We start from the raw sequence: 18,157 nt of genomic DNA, 5'->3' as shown, positions 1-18,157 counted from the left end.
TTTAATCGCTTCGTCGGTCGTGCCGTTACCCCGAATGCAGCAGCCCGGTTTTGCGGATATGCGCCAGGAACGCCGTCGTTGCGGGTGACAGCGAGTGACCGGAGCGACGGACCAGGCCGATGCGGCGGCGGGCGCCGAAATCGCGGATCCGCCGTTGGATGAGTCTTTCCATTGGCAGAACGGGAAGCGTCAATGTTGGCAGTGCCGTTATGCCAAGACCTTCGGCGACCAGTGCGCCAGCTGTGGCCAGATGGGCGACTTCGAAACGCGGTGCAAGGGTGTGGCCAATTCTTTGACAGGCGCCGTCGATCAGCTCCCTGACACTCGTGCCTTCGGCCATGGCGATGAATGGCATTTCGACCAGATCGGCCCAATCATGGATCTGGTTCTTGGCGAGGGGGCCGTCAGGGGCTCCGATTGCAACGAACTCATCGTCCATCAGGGGCTGAAACGCCAGACGGCTGCGGGCGGAAACGGTTCCTGCCGTAAATCCGATGTCGGCGAGCCCGGTCTCGACGGCCTCGAGGACGCTGCCGGAAAGCGCATCGATGATACGCAGATCGATATTCGGATGCTCCACGGAAAAACTCCGCAGCAGCCGCGGCAACAGGCCCGCCGTTACGGATGGAAGACCCGCGATCGTCAGGCGTCCGTTCTTCGCCGAGAGATAGGCATGATATTCCGCCATCGCGTCCTCCGCGGTGTTCACCATCCGCTCCGCCACGCGGGCAAAAGCGAGGCCGGAAGCCGTTGGCGACACATTGCGCGTATCCCGGTCGAAAAGGCGGCTGCCAAGACGCTGCTCAAGCGCTGAAATCTGGCGGGAAACGGCTGAAGCCGAAAGCCCCAGTTCCACCGACGCGGCGCGGAAGGAACCGGTGCGCATCAGCGAAATCACGACCTGGAAGTCTGTTAGTGTGGGAATATTGCGTTTCATGCAACAATTATGGGAAACTTTGCACTTCTTGCAAGATTGGGGATGAGCGATCCTTGCGGGGACATTCCCAATGGGGGTATCAAGGGAGGAGATATATGAAAGGCATTCTTTACGCCCTTCTGGGCGCGACCATGCTTGTTGGCACGGCTTTTGCGCAGGACAAGGACCTGCTCATAGGCTCGACCTCAGCATCTTCCAGCCACTACGGCTATTTCGTCGCTGTTGGGAAAGTGATCAATGAAAAAGCGGAAGGTCTTCGTGCTTCGGTCGTCGAGACCGGCGCTACGATGGACAATATCCGCCGGATGGAGCGCGGCCAACTGGATCTGGGGCTGGTGACGACCAATGTAGCGCAGCATGCCGTGGCGGGAACCAACGAATTTGAGGGAAGGGCCCAGAATCTGTTGTTGCTTTGGGTCTATACTGGCGCGCCGCAGAATGTGGTGGTGCGGGCCGACGCTGGTGTCGAGAGTTTAAAAGGGCTCGCCGGCGTGCGGTTCAACCCAGGAATCAAGGGGTCGGCCACGGAATCGACCACTGAAGCGGTTTTCAAGACGCTGGGGCTGAGCGCCGAATATGTCCGCGGCTCGACCACCGATATCGTCGACATGATCAAGGATAATCGTGTGGCCGGTTATGTGAAATCCGGCTCGGGCAACAAGCTGGACAGCTCGACGATGGATGTCGCGACCTCGACCGGTATCACCATCCTCGGACTGGCGCCGGAGCAAGCGGAGAAATTGCGCAGCGATATGCCCGACATTTCGGTCGTCGATATTCCCGAGGGCGCTGCGGAGGGTATTCCGGCCTATACGACCTGGAGCTTCGGCGTCGGTGTCGGCGCACCCCCCACCATGGATGAGGAGACGGCCTATGAGATCGTCAAGGCGGTCATGGAGGACAAGACCGTGCAGGCGAACGCGTTGGCCAGCCTCAAGGGCGAGAATCTGGCGGATCTGACGGTGCAGTTCGGTACGGTCCCGCTGCATCCTGGCGCGGCGCGCTGGTTCGCGGAGCAGGGTATCGAGCTTCCGGCAAAACTGAAACCGGTCAAGTGACGATGTGGTCCATGGCCCTCGGGCATATCCAGAAGCTGCTGGCGATCCTTGTCGGAATTTTCGTTTTCTATACCGCCGCGTCCGGTCCCTTCGAGGGGCTGATCCAGCGTGCGATCTTCCTTGCGCTGGTATCGGGTCTCGGCTTCGCGCTCTACCCGTTGGGTGCGAGAACAGCCTGGCGTCCGGTCGGACTGGCTGTCGACATCGTCCTGAGCGCGGCGGCAGTGGCAGCTTGCGGCTACGTTGTATGGAACTATGACGCGATCATGACGACATTGCCGTGGGCGACCAAGCTGGATATGGCTTTGACGGCAGGCCTTGTACTTGCGGTGCTGGAACTCGGACGGCGCACGGTCGGGCTCATTTTTCCGATGCTGGTGGTGGTCGGGCTGGCCTATGCCCTGTTCGGTGATCTGCTCCCCGGCGTCCTTCGCCACCGCGGGTTTGACATGGCCTTCGTCACCGAGACGATTTTTCTCGGTGACCTTGGTATCTGGGGCATGCTGACCGGCGTTGCCGCGACAGTGATCGCAGCCTTCGTCCTTTTCGGGGCACTGCTGCTGCATACCGGCGGAGGACAGGCATTCATGGATCTTGCCATGCGCCTCGGCGGACGGCAGCCCGGAGGCGCGGCGAAGATCGCCACAATAGCAAGCGGTCTCTTCGGCATGATCTCGGGCTCGGCCGTCGCGAATGTCGCGACGACGGGCAACTTCACTATTCCCATGATGATCCGCCTTGGCTATCCGCGCCCCTTTGCCGCGGCGGTCGAGGCGGTCGCATCCACGGGTGGGCAGATCGCGCCGCCGATCATGGGTGCTGCCGCCTTTGTCATGGCCGAGATCCTCGGCATGCCCTATCTCACGGTCATGCTGGCCGCCATTGTGCCGGCAGTACTGTTTTACGTTTCGGTCTTTGTGACCGTGCATTTTGTCGCCCTTCGCCGGAACCTCGCCATCGTACCCGCCGAGGAACTGCCGGCTTGGTCCGATATCCTGTCGCTGCGTCGGGTTTTGCCTATTGGCGCCGCGCTCGGGGGGCTGGGGTTCGGCATCTGGCTGGGGCGTTCGATTTCCACCTCCGCCTTCTATGGCATAGTGGGCCTGCTGGTCGCATTCGTCGCGACTGAAGCAGGACGGTTGTCGCCGCGGGAGATGGCGGTCAAGGTACTCGATGGTCTGGAAGACGCCGGTAAAGGCATGGTGATCATCGGCGTGCTCCTGGCCGGTGCCCAGGTGCTGGTATCGATGATCAACCTCACGGGTATTGGCGTCACCCTCTCCTCGCTGATCGTTGCACTGGCGGGAGATTCGACCATCCTCGTCTCGGTGATTGTCGGCGCGGTCTGTCTGATCATGGGGATGGGGCTGCCGACGACAGCGGCCTATGTCCTGGTCGCCGCCGTGTTGGCGCCGGCCATGACAGCGGTCGGAATCGACCCGCTCGTATCGCATCTCTTTGTGTTTTACTTCGCGACCATCTCGGTCATCACGCCGCCCGTCTGTGTCGCGGTTTTCGTGGCCTCGGGTATCGCCAGGACCAACTGGCTGCCTGCGGCGGGGGAGGCCGTGCGTCTTGGCGCGGTGACTTATATCGTGCCTTTCCTCCTGCTGCTCTATCCCGGCATGACACTCAATGGCGGCGTGCTCGCTGTCCTTGAGGCGGTGACAGCCGGGCTCGCGCTGGTGCTCGCGGTGCCGGCACTTCTGTCGGGCGTAAGGTTGACGGGAAGACGCGCTCTGGACGTGGCGATTTTAATCGTAGTCATCGGTCTGGCGATATATCCACAGCCGATAACCCCCTTTATCGCTTTGGCAATCTTCCTCGTTGCGCGCGGCACGGGACGGGTACGGCAGAAGGTTCTGGCATGAAGGTCGTGAGGATTGGAGCCGGTGCAGGCTTCCAGGGTGACCGGATCGCTCCGGCAGTGGATCTCGCGGAACGTGGAGAGCTGGACTTCCTGGTCTTTGAATGTCTGGCGGAACGGACGATAGCCTTGGCGCAGCAGGCCCGGCTTCTGGATCCGGCACGCGGTTATGATCCGCTTCTGGAGCGCCGGATGAGGGCGGTCTTGCCGCTCTGCGCGAAAGCCGGGACGCGTATCGTGACCAATATGGGCGCAGCCAACCCACATGCCGGGGCGGAGCGGGTTCGCGCGGTCGCCCGCGCGCTCGGTCTGACGGGGCTGAGGATCGCGGCCGTTCTTGGCGACGATGTTCTGGATCGCATCGGTGGCCACGTTCTGGATGAGACCGGGGCCCCGGCCAGCGCACTCGGTGACCGGCTTGTCTCCGCCAATGCCTATATCGGCGTCTCCGGTATTGTCGAAGCGCTTGATAGAGGTGCGGACGTGGTTATCTGCGGGCGCGCATCGGATCCGGCGCTATTTCTTGCGCCTTTGGTTCACAGCTTCGGCTGGGCGATGGACGACTGGACCCGGCTGGGGCAGGGAACGCTGGTCGGGCACTTGCTGGAATGTTCGGCGCAGATCACGGGCGGCTATTTCGCCGATCCAGGGGTCAAGCACGTGCCGGGGCTTGCTCACGTCGGATTTCCTCTGGCGGAAGTCTCGGACGATGGAAATGCAGTCGTCACCAAGCTGCCTGGCACTGGCGGCATGGTGACGCGGGCGACCTGTACCGAACAACTGCTCTATGAGATACATGACCCGGCGAATTATCTGCAACCGGACGTTATAGCCGACTTCTCGGGAGTGACCTTGGATGAGATCGGATCGGATCGTGTGCTGATTTCGGGCGCGAAAGGCGCCCCCGCCTCGGGCAAATTCAAGGTCTCGGTTGGTTATCGCGACGGCTGGGTGGGCGAGGGGCAGATCTCCTATGCAGGCGCCAATTGCGTCGCGCGCGGACATCTCGCGGTCGAACTTCTGCGCGAAAGACTGGCGGATGCCGGGGATGGGATCCTGGAGGATCGCGCCGATCTGATCGGCTGCAATTCCGTGGCATCGCGCCGGGTAAGTGGGGTTTGTGAGCCCGCGGAAATCCGGCTGCGTTATGCCACACGCTGCAGGGATAGCGAGACCGCCCAGCGAGTCGCGGAAGAGGTGGAGAGCCTCTATCTGAATGGGCCCGCCGGGGGCGGTGGCGTAACCAGGTCAGTTCGGGAAATCATTGCAATCGCTTCGACGCTCATCCCCGCTGCAGAGGTTCCGACCATGGTCGAGTTGATGGAGGCGCAAGATGAGACTGCATGAACTTGTTCATGCCCGAACGGGAGATAAGGGTGATATCTCGAACATTTCGGTGATTGCCTACCGTGCCGCGGACTGGCCATTGATCGAACGCGAGATCACGTCGGATCGGGTCACCGCTCATTTCAAAGAGGCACTCGGCGGGGAGATAACGCGGTACGCTTTGCCGCAGCTCTGCGCACTTAATTTCGTTATTCGTGGCGCTCTAACGGGCGGCGTAACGCGATCGCTTGCGCTCGACGCGCACGGGAAATGCTTGGCGTCCGTGCTGCTTGAGATGGAGATTTGCCCCAAATGACGGCCTAATATCGGGGTACGAAATCGCGACCGCTGTCAATGGATGATGGCCTGTCCTTCACAAACAGCTCGCCGATGCGGGGTGCGGTTCTCGCAACAATTTCCCCGCCCTTCAGGACGAAAAGCCGGTTTGGCTTCAGGCGCAGGGCTTCCAGAATATCTTCCGCCTGCAGCACGATGAGATCGGCCTTGCAGCCAACATCGAGACCATAGCCCGTCAAGCCCATGGTTTTGGCCGAATTGACGGTCAGAGCATCGAAGATCTTCCGTTTGTCTTCTATTCCGCCCATCTGCGCTAGATGGATCGCCATATGCCCGACCTCGAGCATATCGGCCGACCCCATGGAATACCAGGGGTCCATCATGCAGTCCTGACCGAAGGAGACATTGAGGCCGGCCGCCATCAATTCGCGTACGCGCGTCATGCCTCTGCGCTTGGGATAGGTATCGTGCCGGCCCTGCAGCATGATGTTGATCAGTGGATTGGGTATGACGTTGATCTCGGCTTCTGCCATCAGGGGGATGAGTTTCGAGACGTAGTAATTGTCCATCGAATGCATCGATGTCAGGTGCGATCCCGCCACCCGGCCCTGCAAACCGAAACGGATCGTCTCGGCTGCGAGCGTTTCGATATGGCGGGAAAGCGGATCGTCCGTCTCGTCGCAGTGCATGTCGACCGGCAGTCCACGATCGGCGGCAATCCGGCAAAGCGCCTCGACCGAGCGGCGACCTTCGTCCATGGTGCGCTCGAAATGCGGGATGCCTCCGACGATATCGATCCCCATGTCGAGCGCGCGCTCCAGCGAGGCGGCCCCCTCCGGCGCCCGGAAATAGCCGTCCTGCGGGAAGGCCACGAGTTGAAGGTCGATATAGGGCGCTACCTTTTCGCGGACCTCGAGCAACGCCTCGGCCGTCACGAGGCGCGGATCGGACGTATCGACATGGCTGCGGATGTAGAGCAACCCCTGGGTGACCGCGAGGTCGCAATAGCGCAGAGCGCGCTCGACCAGAGCTTCCCTGGTCAGCAGTGGGCGCAACTCGCCCCATAGGGCGATGCCTTCCAGCAGCGTGCCGGAGACGTTCATGCGCGGAATGCCGAGTGAGAGCGTCGCGTCCATGTGAAAATGCGGATCGCAGAATGGCGGACTGACCAGCCGGCCAGTCGCATCGACTTCCTCGCCCGCTTCGGCTGCAATCGTCTTTTCCACCGCAGTGATCTTGCCGCCTGAAACGCCGATATCGAAACCCTTGCGCCCATCAGGCAGGTTGCCGTTGCGGATGATGAGATCGAACATAATGGCCTCTCGCAATGAAAATGATCAGCGCTCGCCGCGGCGGTAGGGCTGCATGAGCGCCTGGGGAACTCTGGCTCGTCGTGCCATGACGGCAAGGGCCGCAATGGAAAGTATGTAGGGGATCATCAGGAAGATCTGGTAGGGAATAACGCCGCTCAGCGCCGTCTGCAACCGTAATTGGAAGCCGTCGAAGAAGGCGAAGAGCAGGGCGCCCAAAAGAGCCCGGCCGGGTCGCCAGGACGAAAAGACGACGAGGGCAATGCAGATCCATCCGCGTCCCTGGACCATGGTCGGAAAGAAGCTGTTAAAGGCCGACAGGGTCAGAAATGCCCCCGCCATGCCCATGAGCGCGCTGCCGAAGATCAGCGCGCCGTAGCGAACGATCATGGGGTTGATCCCCTGAGCCTCTGCAGCATGTGGGTTCTCGCCGGTCATCCGCATAGCTAGGCCAAGCGGCGTGCGAAACAGGAAATAGGCCAGGATCAGCGCCAGGGCGACCGCAAGATAGGTGGGCGGGGTTTGCGAGAAAAAGGCAGGGCCGATAAAGGGCAGGGAGGAGAGGCCGGGAATGTCAATCGGCTGAAAGGGCTCGATGGTTGGTGGCGTGCCGGCCACCGGCACGAACAGCCGGAAGATATAATAGGCAAAGCTTGAGGCGAATAATGTCACACCCAGGCCGGTGACGTGCTGCGACAGGCCCAGCGTCACTGTCAGGACTGCATGCAGCAGCCCGAAAATGCCGCCGGCAAGAGCCGCGATGAGAAAGCCGGTCCAAAGGTCAGCCCCGCTATAGACCGAATACCAGCCGATCATCGCACCAAAGGTCATGATACCTTCGATCCCGAGGTTCAGAACACCTGCGCGTTCACAAACCAGCGCACCCAACGTTCCGAATAGCAGAGGGGTTGCGATACGAAGCACGGCCGCCCACAAGCCCGCTGAGGCCAGAATGTCGAAAAGCGCGATCATCGAGCTATCCTGTATTGGGTGAAGAATAAAGCGATCAGCATCGACAGCAGAGAAAGCGCGACCGTCACGTCGGCTATATAGGTGGGAATGCCCATGCTGCGGCTCATGCTGTCGGCACCGACGAACATGGTCGCCGCGAAAAGTGCTGCCAGCACCACGCCGAGCGGGTTGAGATTGGCAAGCATGGCGACGACAATTCCCGAATAGCCGTAGCCGGGGGACAGGTTCGTCGTCACATAACCCTGCACGCCCATCACTTCGATGGCCCCGGCAACGCCGGCAAGCCCGCCCGAGATGCAGGCAACCTTAACGAGCGTGATACCGAGTGGCACGCCGGCAAAAGCCGCCCCCGAGGGGTTGAGGCCAGCCGCGCGGGATTGCATGCCGAACGCCGTGCGCGATTGCACGAGGTGAACGAGGATCGCCAGAACGACAGCGATGATGATGCCGATATGCAAACGCGAGCGCGCAAGAAGCTTGGGCAGCATCGCGGCATCGGCGACGGATTCCGACTGCGGCCATCCGAAGGCCAGGGGGTCTTTCAGGACAGTATCGATCAGCAAAGAGACGAAAAGCAACGCGACGAAGTTCAACAGCAATGTCGTGACGACTTCGTCGACGGAGAAGCGAAGCCGCAGCCACAGAGGCACGAGCAGAAGCACCATTCCGGCCATGGCGCCGAGGACCAGCAGGAGCGGGATCTGCACCAGGGATGGCAGTCCGCCCAAAAGGTGGGCGCTGGCGCCAGCGACCGTAATCGCACCGAGATAAAACTGTCCCTCGCCGCCAATATTCCAGAGACGGGCCCGGAAGGCGACCGCCGCGGCCAGCCCCGTCAGTATCAGCGGCGCGGCGCGGGTCAGTGTCTCGGTCGCCGAAAGGCGAGAGCCGAAGGCGCCGGTCAGGATGTGCCAATAGGCTTCCGGCACCGGAGCGCCGGCAATGGCGATCAGAACACCGGCCAGCGCAAGCGCGATGAGAACCGCCAGCAAAGGCGCAGCCACAATAAGCGTTGGTGACCGATGTTCGCGTCGTTCAAAGCGCATTGACGGCCTCCGCCTTCCATTCTCCCGCCATCATCAGGCCGAGCGTGCGGGCGTCGGCTTCTTCGGCGGTGAGTGATGGCGACAATCGTCCTCCGACGATTGCCTGGACGCGATCGGCAAGTGCCATGACCTCGTCCAGATCCTCCGAGATCAGGAGAACGGCCGTCCCCTTGTTCCTGGCCTCCAGGATACGTTCGTGGACCGCGGCAACCGCTCCTTCGTCAAGGCCGCGCGCCGGTTGAGCGGCGACAAGTATGCGCGGCCGATTGATCAGGTTGCGACCCAGAATCAGCTTCTGCATGTTGCCGCCGGACAGCAGCCGGGTCCTGCTGGTGGGGGTTCCGCCGCGTACGTCGAACGCTTCGATCACTGAGCGGGCGAATTCCTGGCCGGCCTTGCGATCGACGAGCCCGTGCTTCGAAAAGGATGGCAATCGTTCCAGTATTGCGTTTTCCCAAATGGCCATTTCGCCGATTGCGCCTTCATGATTGCGGTCTTCGGGAATCCGGCCAATGCCTGCCGCGATCGCCTCGGCTACGGAGAGATCGCCGATCGCCTTGCCGAACAGCAACATTTCTCCCTCACTGCGGTGAACCGTCCCCGACAGGAGTTTAGCGAGCATGGTCTGACCGTTGCCTGAAACGCCGATGATGCCGAGCACCTCGCCGGCTCGCAGATGAAAGTTCACCGATTTCAGCCGATCGACACCGCCCGTGCGAACCGTCACGTCGATGGCCTCGAACACGACGTCGCCCGGTGCCGACGGCGTGCGGATCGGCCGTTTCACGCGATGGCCAACCATCAATTCAGCAAGTTCCGCCTTATTGGTTTCGCTGGCCTTGCGTTCGGCTACTTTCCTGCCGCCGCGCAGGACGACGATCCGGTCGGCCGCCGCCATGACCTCGTCCAGCTTGTGTGAGATGAAGATAAGCGAAAGGCCGTTTTGCGCCATTTCCTTCAAGGTGATGAAAAGGCGCTCGGCCTCGATATTGGTCAGCACCGCGGTCGGCTCGTCGAGAACGAGAATGCGGGCATCGTTATAAAGCGCCTTCAGTATCTCGACCCGCTGCTGCTCGCCGACCGTAAGATCGCCGACGCGTGCGTCCGGATCGATCCTCAATCCAAAACGCTCCGAGATCGCCGTGAGCTTGCCGCGTGCGGCGTTTACGCCTGATTTCAGTAACCATAGCGGCTCGGTACCGGTCATCACATTTTCCAGGACGGTGAGATTGGGCGCCAGGGAAAAGTGCTGGTGCACCATGCCGATGCCCGCACGGATCGCCTCGCGCGGCTTGCCCGGCGGCAATTCCTGCCCGTCGACAAGAACCTTGCCCGCGTCGGCAAGATAGTGGCCGAACAGGATATTCATCAGCGTGGTCTTGCCGGCACCGTTCTCGCCGAGGAGGGCCACGATCTCTCCCTTGGCGAGCGACATCGATATATCGTCATTGGCATGATTGGCGCCGAAGGTTTTGCTGACGCCGGAAATTTCCAGAATTGGAACCGTCATTGGAGGAGCCCTGCAACGGGGTAGCGGTGTCGCCAACGCTCTTCGCGTTCGAGACGTTCGGCGAGCTGCAGCAAAAGCCGGTCCTGTCCCATGGGGGCCATGATCTGTACCGGCAAGGGCATGCCATCGGCATCGGCGCCGAAGGCGAGCGTCAGGGCGGGGAACCCCGAGATATTGGCAAGCGAAGCAAGCGGCGCGAAGGCCGCCATGCGGTCCAGATGGAGATCGATGTCCGAATGATCGGTCGGAAACGAGCCGGTCGGCAGGGGCGCTGATGAAAGGATGGGCGTAAGAAGACAGTCGATCCCGTCGAAAATGCGCCAGAGGTCGCGGCTCACGAGAACCATTGCATTCAGGCTGGCCCAGATATCCGTGGCCGGCATTTGCCGGCCACGCTCCGCCGCGGCCTGCGTCACGCCCTCCAGCAAGCTGAGATCAAGGCCGAAGCTGGCTGCTGCTTCTACCAGGTTGACACAGATAATATCGCCAAAGACCTGCGCGCTGGCGGCTACAGGCCCGTCGAGCGCCTGCCATTCGATCGGCACGATCCGGTGGCCGTCACGCTCCAGCACGCGGCCGGCCGCTTCGACGACAGCGAGCCTCGTCGCATCGGTCGGATGCTTCGACCCGGTATCGAGAAGTACGCCAATACGCAGCTTGCGCTCTGGTGGAGGAGCCTGCTCCACTGGCGGAAACGGCCCTCGTGCCTCGCCGGACAGAGCGGTGAATGCTGCTGCCGCGTCCCGCGTGGAACGGCAGAGAACGAATTCACTCGCAATGCCGCCAAGATGATTGCCGAAATCGGGACCGGCGGGCATGGCACCGCGGCTCGGCTTCAGTCCGACAAGTCCGCAGCAGGCGGCAGGCACCCTGATCGAGCCTCCGGCGTCCGTGGCGTGCGCGATGGCGACGATACCCGCTGCCACCGCAGCGGCCGCACCGCCGGATGAGCCACCAGGGGTCAAGGCCGGGTTCAGCGGGTTACGGCAGACCGCGCCTGCCTTCGGCTCGCTTGCCAGTGAAAGACCGAATTCGGGTACGGTCGTCAGGCCGAAGACGCAAAAGCCGGATTTACGGAAACGGTGCGCCAGGTCTGAATCGACCTCGCCTCCCTGCCGGGGGAGGGCATGCGAGCCGGCGGTGGCAGGAAAACCTTGAAACGGTGCGCCGAGATCCTTGGCGAGCATCGGCACGCCGATAAACGACAATGCCGCTCGAAGCGGGTCTACATCGATGGCCTGCGCGGCCTGCATTCCTTTTTCCGCGTCGAGATAAGCGATCGCTCCGAGCGACGAGAACCGATTGCAGGCTTCGAGCGACGCCTGCATCGCCTGAACGCTGCTCAGCCGTCCGCGTCGGATCGCCTGAGCCAGCGCTGTTGCATCACCTTGCATGACAAGCGATTTACTTTGGCTCGTCCATGGTTCTCGGCACTTCGAACGCACCTGCCTTGATCTCGGCGCGCTTCGCCTCCATTGCTGCTTCGGCTTCAGCTGGAGCCACGCCCTTTACATAGACAATGTCGCTGCCACCTTCCTTCATCAATCCATAGGCGGTGTAGTCGCGCCCGGTGGGTTTTCCCGCCGCAACGTCCACCAACGCGGCATTCAAGATCGGCCGGAAGTTCCACAGGGCATTGGCGAACACGGTGTCGGGATAGCGCGGTGTGTAGTCGATCAGCGATCCCACGGATTTGATGCCGCGCTCCTTGGCGGCATCCGCCGTACCGATGCGTTCGCCGAAGAGGATATCGGCGCCGGCGTCGATCTGGGCAAGACCTGCTTCACGCGCCTTCGGCGGATCGAAGAAGGTGCCGATGAAGGTGACGAGGTGCTTTGCATCGGGGTTGACCGATTTCACGCCCGCCGCGAAGGCGTTGATCAGCATGTTGACTTCGGGGATGGGCATGGCGCCGACCGAACCGACGACATTCGATTTCGTCATCTTTCCGGCGAGCATGCCGGCCAGATAGGCGCCGTCGAAATTCCACGTGCCGAACACGCCGAAATTATCACCGGCTTCCTTGCCGCTGGAGCCCATGACGAAGGCAGTCTCGGGATAATCGGCAGCTACCTGCCGGGCCTGCTTTTCGACAGGGAACGTTTCTCCGATGACAAGCTTGGCGCCCTGTTCGGCATATTCGCTCATGGCGCGGGGGTAGTCCGTCCCCGAAACACCTTCGGAAAAGACATATTCGATCGCGCCCTCGGCCGCTGCTTCCTGCAGGGCCTTGTGGAGCACGGAGTTCCACGCATTCTCCACCGGGGAGCCGTGAATGCCCGCCACCTTTATCGGTGCGGCTGCACGTACGAAGGGTGCGAAACTGCTGCTCGCAGCCAGAGCGAGGCCGGATCCCAGGATCGCGCGCCGGGAGATCATCAAGCGATTTGTCATTTGGAAAGTTCCCCTTTTGGTTCGCTATTGTTTATGGGCCGCCCAAAAAAGTGTCAAGCAACCATTCGGGTTAAAAAGGAAGCATTTCAGATGTTCCGAAGATAGGGGTTTATCCCGTGGAGATGCGTCCGGACAGCGGCGGGCTCATACGGAAAAGGCGGGAGCCGGATAGACTTGCTTCCAGGAATTTTTCCATCTGGCATGGACCAGACTTCATACCGCGGCGCGGCTGGTTTCGCCTTTCAGAATTCTAGAAACGCGAAGATGGCTCGTGTGGTGAGCTTCGGGTCCTCAGCCTTCGATATCCCGGCGCAGCATCACTTCCACCGGTGGCCCGTTGCGGATGGTCTGGTAGACGACGCAATAGCGTTCCGTGAGCTTGAGGAGTTGATCGAGCTTCTCCTGCGGCGCATCCGTTTCCACTGCGAAGACAAGGCGGATCTGCGCGAAACCGACGGGTGCGTCCTTGGCGACGCCCAGCGTGCCGCGAAAGTCAAGGTCGCCTTCGGCCGAGACGGCGCCGGACCTGAGCGGGATCTCGAGTGCGGTTGCAACGGCTTTCAACGTAACTCCGGCGCAGGCCACGAGCGCTTCCAGAAGCATGTCGCCCGAACAGAGCTCCAGGCCAGTGCCGCCGGTTGCCGGATGCAGGCCCGCCACCGCGAGCGCGCGTCCGGTTTCCACCTTGCAGGCAATTCCTTCGCCATCGAGGGTACCATTAGCGCGAAGCGTGAAGCATGCCGCCTCGGGGTCGGACCGGTAGCGGTCCTTGATCGGCGCCTGTATGGCGCGTAACGTGGCGGCATCCATCGTCATGCTCTTCCTCGATGCGCGACTGTTCCGGGGCGGCACGTGCGCCAGGCCAACGGTGTTCGCGCCCCGACACATCTTACAATGTGCCGGGTGGGGAGGCGAGTCCTGGGCTTCTTGCGCGACGAGGATCTCAGTTGCGCAGCTTGAACTTGTCGTTGCTGTGCAGTTCCTCGAGAATGCCGCTCACGGCCATATCGAGACAATATTCGACGAAACCGGCGTTGAGGGTTTTTGCCGTACCTTGGGCAAATGTGAGAAGCCGGGCCAGGGCCATCAGCTCTCTCAATTCGTCTTCGCTCCGACCTGGGGCGAATGCCTTTGATGTATCCATTGTTTCTGTAATATCCATGTCGCGTTCCACCTTGTGAGCAGACTGGCTGATTTCGATCGCCATAAAAATAGCGCGAAGAGGCTCAATGTGCGCGTGACATGACCGTGACACACCTTGAAAGATAGGTGCTCCGGCAGATACTACCTTTAATTATCAAAGACCGTTTTCCACATGCTGGTCGAATTGAAGGACCAATCCGTCGGGGCAAATGCGCGAATATCCGGCGTCGAAGCCAGCCAGCGCATGAGTTCGAGCGCATCCAAGCGCTTCTGGTTGACCTCGCGGGCGAGGAGGAGATCGAGGATTTCCACCTTGCGCCGTGCGTCGGTCACGGCGGCACGGTCGGTGATCGCCTGATAGGTCCTGTCCTTGAAAAAGATCCGCCGCGCCGCGTTTTCGAGCGCATCCGCCTCTTCGCCGTCGATCATTCCCTCCGACGTCAGTTTTTCAAGTGTGGCGGTAACGTTCACCATCGGCACCGAAAGCGATAGGTAGCGCAGCTCGCGAGGCGCGTGCAGTTGCGCCACGTCGGCATCGTCGAGGATCTCGCCGCATTCATACCGACGGTAAATGCCGCCGATGCCCTCCATGCCGTAGGGTGAGCATTCGGCGGCGCGCAATGCGCCCATGCTGGCGGCACCGCAGATCCTCACGCCCTGGGATAGGGCATGGAGGATTTCCTTGTGCCAGACCGGCGAGACCTGCTCGAAATTGCCGTCGATGAGGCCGATGACGTTCGCTCCCTGGCGGACGATTTCGAGGATGTCGCCCTGGCAGGCCGGAGGCCGCACGATAATGTCTTCGCCCGCCAGATCGGCGGCATCGGGAAGCGTCGGTCCGACGAAGAGGATTTTCATTTGAAGCTCAAGCTTCTGGAGATGGCCCGTGGGCCGAAGCGTCGCCGCCGCTTGCCGTCGGGGTTTTCGAGTTCGGGAATGAAAATCTTGCAGACGGCGAAGGGATGTTCGCCACGCGTCAGTGGTAGGGCGATCGCGGAGGTGATGCCCGCGCTTTGCAGCCGCCCGAGCACATGGGCCAGAAGCTGTTCGAGTCCACCCGTTGCGGCTTCCCTTTTAACGTCCATGGGCTTTGGTTCGCCCTCCAGTAACCGGCGCGTCTCTTCGGGGAGCGGGCGGAGGAAGGTTTCGGGGAATATGTCGTCGCGCGCGCCGCTGATGAAGGTCAGTCGCGATTGCGCGGCTTCCGTGATGGCGCGGATGGCGGCGCGCACGGGGTGCGGATGGGCGCCATTGCCCTGGGCCACATCGACAAACCGGCATGGAGCCGCACCCGCCGCCGCCCGCGGGCCGACGATCGCCACGAAGCAGGGAATGCCGATATCGCTCGTGATATCGAAGAGCTGGATCAGAAGACCGGCGTCCTCGATCCGCGCGCAGAGATCATCGACGACCGGATCGGCGAGCGAACGCGGATCAATGCAGCAGGCAAGCCGTCCGGTGGGGGATGTGACCTTCCATAGCGTTTCGGCATCGCGCTCGATCCGCTCCAGAACCCCGTGGAAAATGGCTTCATCGAGGGTATTGCCCGATGCAAGCCCATCGGAAGACTGCCAGTAGCGGCAGTTTTCGACTGTGCGGTCGAGCAGGGCGGCGTCGAGGGGAACCCAGACCTCGCCGCCGGAGATGAGTTCCCTGCCTTGTACCCAGGACGTTTCTTCCCCGTCGCCCAAGTCCTGATGCCCTGCCGCGGTCAGGCAGATCAGCGGCTCGGCTCTCATTCCCGAAGCGAGGAGTTTTGCTCGTGTCGCGGTGACGGTATCGATCTCAGGAGCACAGGCGACAGACCGTTCCAGGGCCTCCATGGCGGCCGATACCTTGGCGTCGATATCCCTGATGCCCTTGCCCTGATTGATGACGATCGACCGCGAATTGGGAACGACGGCGTTCCATACCGGAATGCCGATGCGGTCAAGCCCGGTCACCCGGGCAAGACGCGTCACGCCCAGCGGGGCGAGATAGGGGCGGATGGTTTCGAACGTGGCTTCCGGGCTGTAGATCCTGTCCGAATAGCATCTTTCGATGGTGCCGGATGAGATGCCTTCAGCCGTCATGGAGTTGTATGCCGTCGTCTACGAAACTGGGCTTTTATCAATCCAAAATGCCGGATGCGATTGAAGAAGCAGAACTCGCCTTCACTGCAAAGTCGATGCCTTTGACAATCGTGGCTCCAGCATTTCGGAGATCAACGGCCTGTCCGAGCGAACTACCGCTCGAGGGCTGGACCGGCGTGACCGTGCCTGCATCGAAATCCACGAGCCAGAGATCAGCAGTTCCCGCCAACCCCAATACTACAACCTGCGCCATTTCGTTTTCCTTTCGTTGATTTCAAAAACCAGCCTTGAGCAAACCTTCGCGGTAATGCTCTTTCTGCCACTCATCCCTGAATGGAACGGCGGCAATCCATTTGTCGAGTGCGAAATCCGGTTGAGCCTCTCGAGTTTTGCGGACGAAGTACCGCGCTTTCTTCAGATCACCTAACATGGCCCAGCACGCGGCAGAAAGACGGTCTGCAAGCGAACGATCCTTCATCTGTGCTATATAGCTGAGCGCCTGTTCATATTGCTCTGTGGAATAACAGGCGCTGGCCGCGATCCACAGGTAATCATCGGGGCAAAGCGGGTTCAGCGAGATGCTTCGCCGTATCTTCTCCAGAGCATCCGCCGGCTGCGATGCTTGAGCAAGAGCGTCGGCGTAGCTCGCGATCACGTCGGCATAGTGCGGGCTGAGGCGTTCCGCCTGATCCAGCGTTTCGATGCTCTCCTCGAATTCATGCTGATAAAGCCGGATATTTCCCAGTTCGCGATAACCGGAGGCCAATCGTTCATCGGTGGCGATGGATTGTCTTGCAAACCGTTCCGCCATTGTCAAAAGCTCGCTGTCGCCTCGCGCCGTCAGCAGCCATTCCATGAAATACGTTCGTGCGATACCGCTCAGCGCCGGTGCGTAATCCGCTTTCACGGTTATGGCCTGGCGGAACAATTTACGCGCCCGGCGCACATTGGGCAGCTGTATCTGCTTGATATTCCGCTGGCCGAGCAGGAACAGCCGATAAGCCTGCGGGTCACTGATGAAATGTTCGCGCGCCATCCGGTTGTGCTCGACTTCCCGGGCTATGGCCTTGGCGATATGGATCGCGATTTCCCGGCGTCCAATCAGAAGCCCCTCCGGGGCAAGGCTGAAGCGATCGGCCCAGATGATCTCGTCATTGGCGAAATGGATAAGCTGCGTGTAGAGCGTCCCGCCGTAAGTTTCCGGCGAGACACGGCAGTCGAGTATGTAATCGATCGCGTGGCGCTCTATGGTGCTGGCTTTATCCGACTGGAGGCCGATCTGCGCGGCGGTATAAGGTGCTACCACCGAGACGGATCTTAGCGCGCAAAGCCCTATGGTGATGTCCTCTATGAGCGCGTGGGCGGAGGCCCTTGGATCGAGACTTCCGTCCGCGACCATCGGTGGAAGCAGGGCGAGCCTGGGGAGCGCGGCGGATATTTCCGCCCGCGTCTTCGCCAGCCTGCCAAATGAGCTGGAATATTCCGCGGGGCGGAGTCCGTCAGGGACGGCGCCGGCCTGGACGCGGGGCTGGATCGGTTGCGCTGGGACCAGCATCCTTGCGGTGGGCGTTGATGAAACTGCAGTGGTATCCTGCTGTTCCTCACCCACCTCCCTTTCCGCATCATGAGCGGTGAACAGGGCCTCGCGGGCCGGTTCGTCGAAAGGATTGTCGGCGAGAATGCGCAGCGCGACATTCCTGATCAGGCCAAATTCACGTTCTTGCCGAGCCTCGGGCAAAGCCTGGAAAAAGAGGCTGCGCAGTTCACCTGCCAACCGCTCTCGCTGTTGAATAATCCACTTTCTCGCGGGTGCGCTCTCTGGCTCCACGTTTTCGAGAAATTCGCCACCGGATAGTCGCTGGGCGATTGATCTGAGGCCGCCAAGCGAGGCATTCGGGTCCACATGCGACAAGGCCTGGAAATCACTTTCCAGCACTTTCGCATTTAATGTGATGGATTTGGGGCCGATCTCAAGGAAATGGGCGCCCAGCTCATCCTGCCTCTGCTTGATCCGGGAGAGGGATTTGCGGAGATTGACATAGGCGGTACTACGGTGCGTATCGCCCCAAAGAAATCTCGCCAGTTTCTCCCTCGGCAATTCGTGATCCGGGCTGTCGAACAAACAGCACATCGCAAGGAGGCCCTTTTGAGGGAAAGCAACCTCCTTGCCCGAAGCATCGATCAGGCGAAGTCCGCCAAATGTGACAAGTCTGAAATTCATGGGG

At 61.0% G+C, this 18,157-nt stretch carries 17 protein-coding genes; 4 read left to right on the top strand and 13 right to left on the bottom strand.

Translation table 11 applies throughout. The features are described from left to right. Window positions 1-25 precede the first annotated feature (25 nt). Window positions 26-937 (bottom strand): LysR family transcriptional regulator, encoded by a 912-nt coding sequence (locus tag ATN84_RS20395; RefSeq protein ID WP_068884109.1) that lies wholly within the window; start codon window positions 935-937, stop codon window positions 26-28. Window positions 938-1,032: 95 nt separating this feature from the next. Between ATN84_RS20395 and ATN84_RS20390 the strand changes: the two genes are divergently transcribed. From ATN84_RS20390 to ATN84_RS20375, 4 genes are read left to right on the top strand one after another with little or no spacing between them, the layout of a single operon-like run. Then, window positions 1,033-1,995, top strand: a complete 963-nt coding sequence (locus tag ATN84_RS20390; protein ID WP_068884107.1) for a TAXI family TRAP transporter solute-binding subunit — start codon at window positions 1,033-1,035, stop codon at window positions 1,993-1,995. An 11-nt stretch (window positions 1,996-2,006) separates the two neighbouring features. Next, on the top strand, window positions 2,007-3,866 hold the full coding sequence (locus tag ATN84_RS20385) for a TRAP transporter permease (RefSeq protein WP_068884423.1): 1,860 nt from the start codon (window positions 2,007-2,009) through the stop codon (window positions 3,864-3,866). Then, window positions 3,863-5,209, top strand: a complete 1,347-nt coding sequence (locus tag ATN84_RS20380) for an acyclic terpene utilization AtuA family protein (protein WP_068884104.1) — start codon at window positions 3,863-3,865, stop codon at window positions 5,207-5,209. The genes ATN84_RS20385 and ATN84_RS20380 overlap by 4 nt, the downstream gene beginning before the upstream one ends. Further along, window positions 5,196-5,504 (top strand): AtuA-related protein, encoded by a 309-nt coding sequence (locus ATN84_RS20375; RefSeq protein ID WP_068884102.1) that lies wholly within the window; start codon window positions 5,196-5,198, stop codon window positions 5,502-5,504. Before ATN84_RS20380 ends, ATN84_RS20375 begins: the two co-directional genes overlap by 14 nt. A 4-nt stretch (window positions 5,505-5,508) precedes the next feature. Here the strand turns inward: ATN84_RS20375 and ATN84_RS20370 are convergent, their stop codons facing one another. From ATN84_RS20370 to ATN84_RS20320, 12 genes are all read right to left on the bottom strand, one after another. Then, window positions 5,509-6,798, bottom strand: coding sequence for an amidohydrolase family protein (locus ATN84_RS20370; protein WP_068884100.1), 1,290 nt, complete (start codon window positions 6,796-6,798; stop codon window positions 5,509-5,511). A gap of 24 nt (window positions 6,799-6,822) precedes the next feature. Further along, window positions 6,823-7,767 carry an ABC transporter permease gene (locus ATN84_RS20365; RefSeq protein ID WP_068884098.1) on the bottom strand — a complete coding sequence of 315 codons (945 nt, stop codon included), beginning with the start codon at window positions 7,765-7,767 and terminating at the stop codon, window positions 6,823-6,825. Continuing rightward, window positions 7,764-8,813 carry an ABC transporter permease gene (locus ATN84_RS20360; RefSeq protein ID WP_068884096.1) on the bottom strand — a complete coding sequence of 350 codons (1,050 nt, stop codon included), beginning with the start codon at window positions 8,811-8,813 and terminating at the stop codon, window positions 7,764-7,766. Before ATN84_RS20360 ends, ATN84_RS20365 begins: the two co-directional genes overlap by 4 nt. After that, window positions 8,803-10,323 carry an ABC transporter ATP-binding protein gene (locus ATN84_RS20355; protein ID WP_068884095.1) on the bottom strand — a complete coding sequence of 507 codons (1,521 nt, stop codon included), beginning with the start codon at window positions 10,321-10,323 and terminating at the stop codon, window positions 8,803-8,805. The genes ATN84_RS20360 and ATN84_RS20355 overlap by 11 nt, the downstream gene beginning before the upstream one ends. Further along, window positions 10,320-11,717 (bottom strand): amidase, encoded by a 1,398-nt coding sequence (locus ATN84_RS20350; RefSeq protein WP_068884094.1) that lies wholly within the window; start codon window positions 11,715-11,717, stop codon window positions 10,320-10,322. The genes ATN84_RS20355 and ATN84_RS20350 overlap by 4 nt, the downstream gene beginning before the upstream one ends. A 10-nt stretch (window positions 11,718-11,727) precedes the next feature. Next, on the bottom strand, window positions 11,728-12,717 hold the full coding sequence (locus ATN84_RS20345) for a BMP family protein (RefSeq protein WP_068884092.1): 990 nt from the start codon (window positions 12,715-12,717) through the stop codon (window positions 11,728-11,730). 291 nt (window positions 12,718-13,008) lie between these two features. After that, window positions 13,009-13,527: an OsmC family protein gene (locus ATN84_RS20340; protein WP_068884422.1), complete on the bottom strand. Its 519-nt coding sequence runs from the start codon at window positions 13,525-13,527 to the stop codon at window positions 13,009-13,011. Between the two features lie 133 nt (window positions 13,528-13,660). Beyond that, window positions 13,661-13,924 (bottom strand): hypothetical protein, encoded by a 264-nt coding sequence (locus ATN84_RS27040; RefSeq protein ID WP_153020318.1) that lies wholly within the window; start codon window positions 13,922-13,924, stop codon window positions 13,661-13,663. 83 nt (window positions 13,925-14,007) lie between these two features. Next, complete coding sequence (locus ATN84_RS20335) at window positions 14,008-14,718, bottom strand: TfuA-like protein (RefSeq protein ID WP_068884091.1); 711 nt, start codon at window positions 14,716-14,718, stop codon at window positions 14,008-14,010. Further along, window positions 14,715-15,932 carry a YcaO-like family protein gene (locus ATN84_RS20330; RefSeq protein ID WP_068884090.1) on the bottom strand — a complete coding sequence of 406 codons (1,218 nt, stop codon included), beginning with the start codon at window positions 15,930-15,932 and terminating at the stop codon, window positions 14,715-14,717. The genes ATN84_RS20335 and ATN84_RS20330 overlap by 4 nt, the downstream gene beginning before the upstream one ends. 37 nt (window positions 15,933-15,969) lie before the next feature. Beyond that, window positions 15,970-16,185: a hypothetical protein gene (locus ATN84_RS20325; protein ID WP_068884088.1), complete on the bottom strand. Its 216-nt coding sequence runs from the start codon at window positions 16,183-16,185 to the stop codon at window positions 15,970-15,972. A 21-nt stretch (window positions 16,186-16,206) separates the two neighbouring features. Then, window positions 16,207-18,153, bottom strand: coding sequence for an AfsR/SARP family transcriptional regulator (locus ATN84_RS20320; protein ID WP_068884086.1), 1,947 nt, complete (start codon window positions 18,151-18,153; stop codon window positions 16,207-16,209). Window positions 18,154-18,157 lie beyond the last annotated feature (4 nt).

It is taken from the genome of Paramesorhizobium deserti, from assembly GCF_001558695.1.
Lineage (GTDB): Bacteria > Pseudomonadota > Alphaproteobacteria > Rhizobiales > Rhizobiaceae > Paramesorhizobium > Paramesorhizobium deserti.
This window is presented reverse-complemented; position numbering and strand designations above follow the sequence as displayed.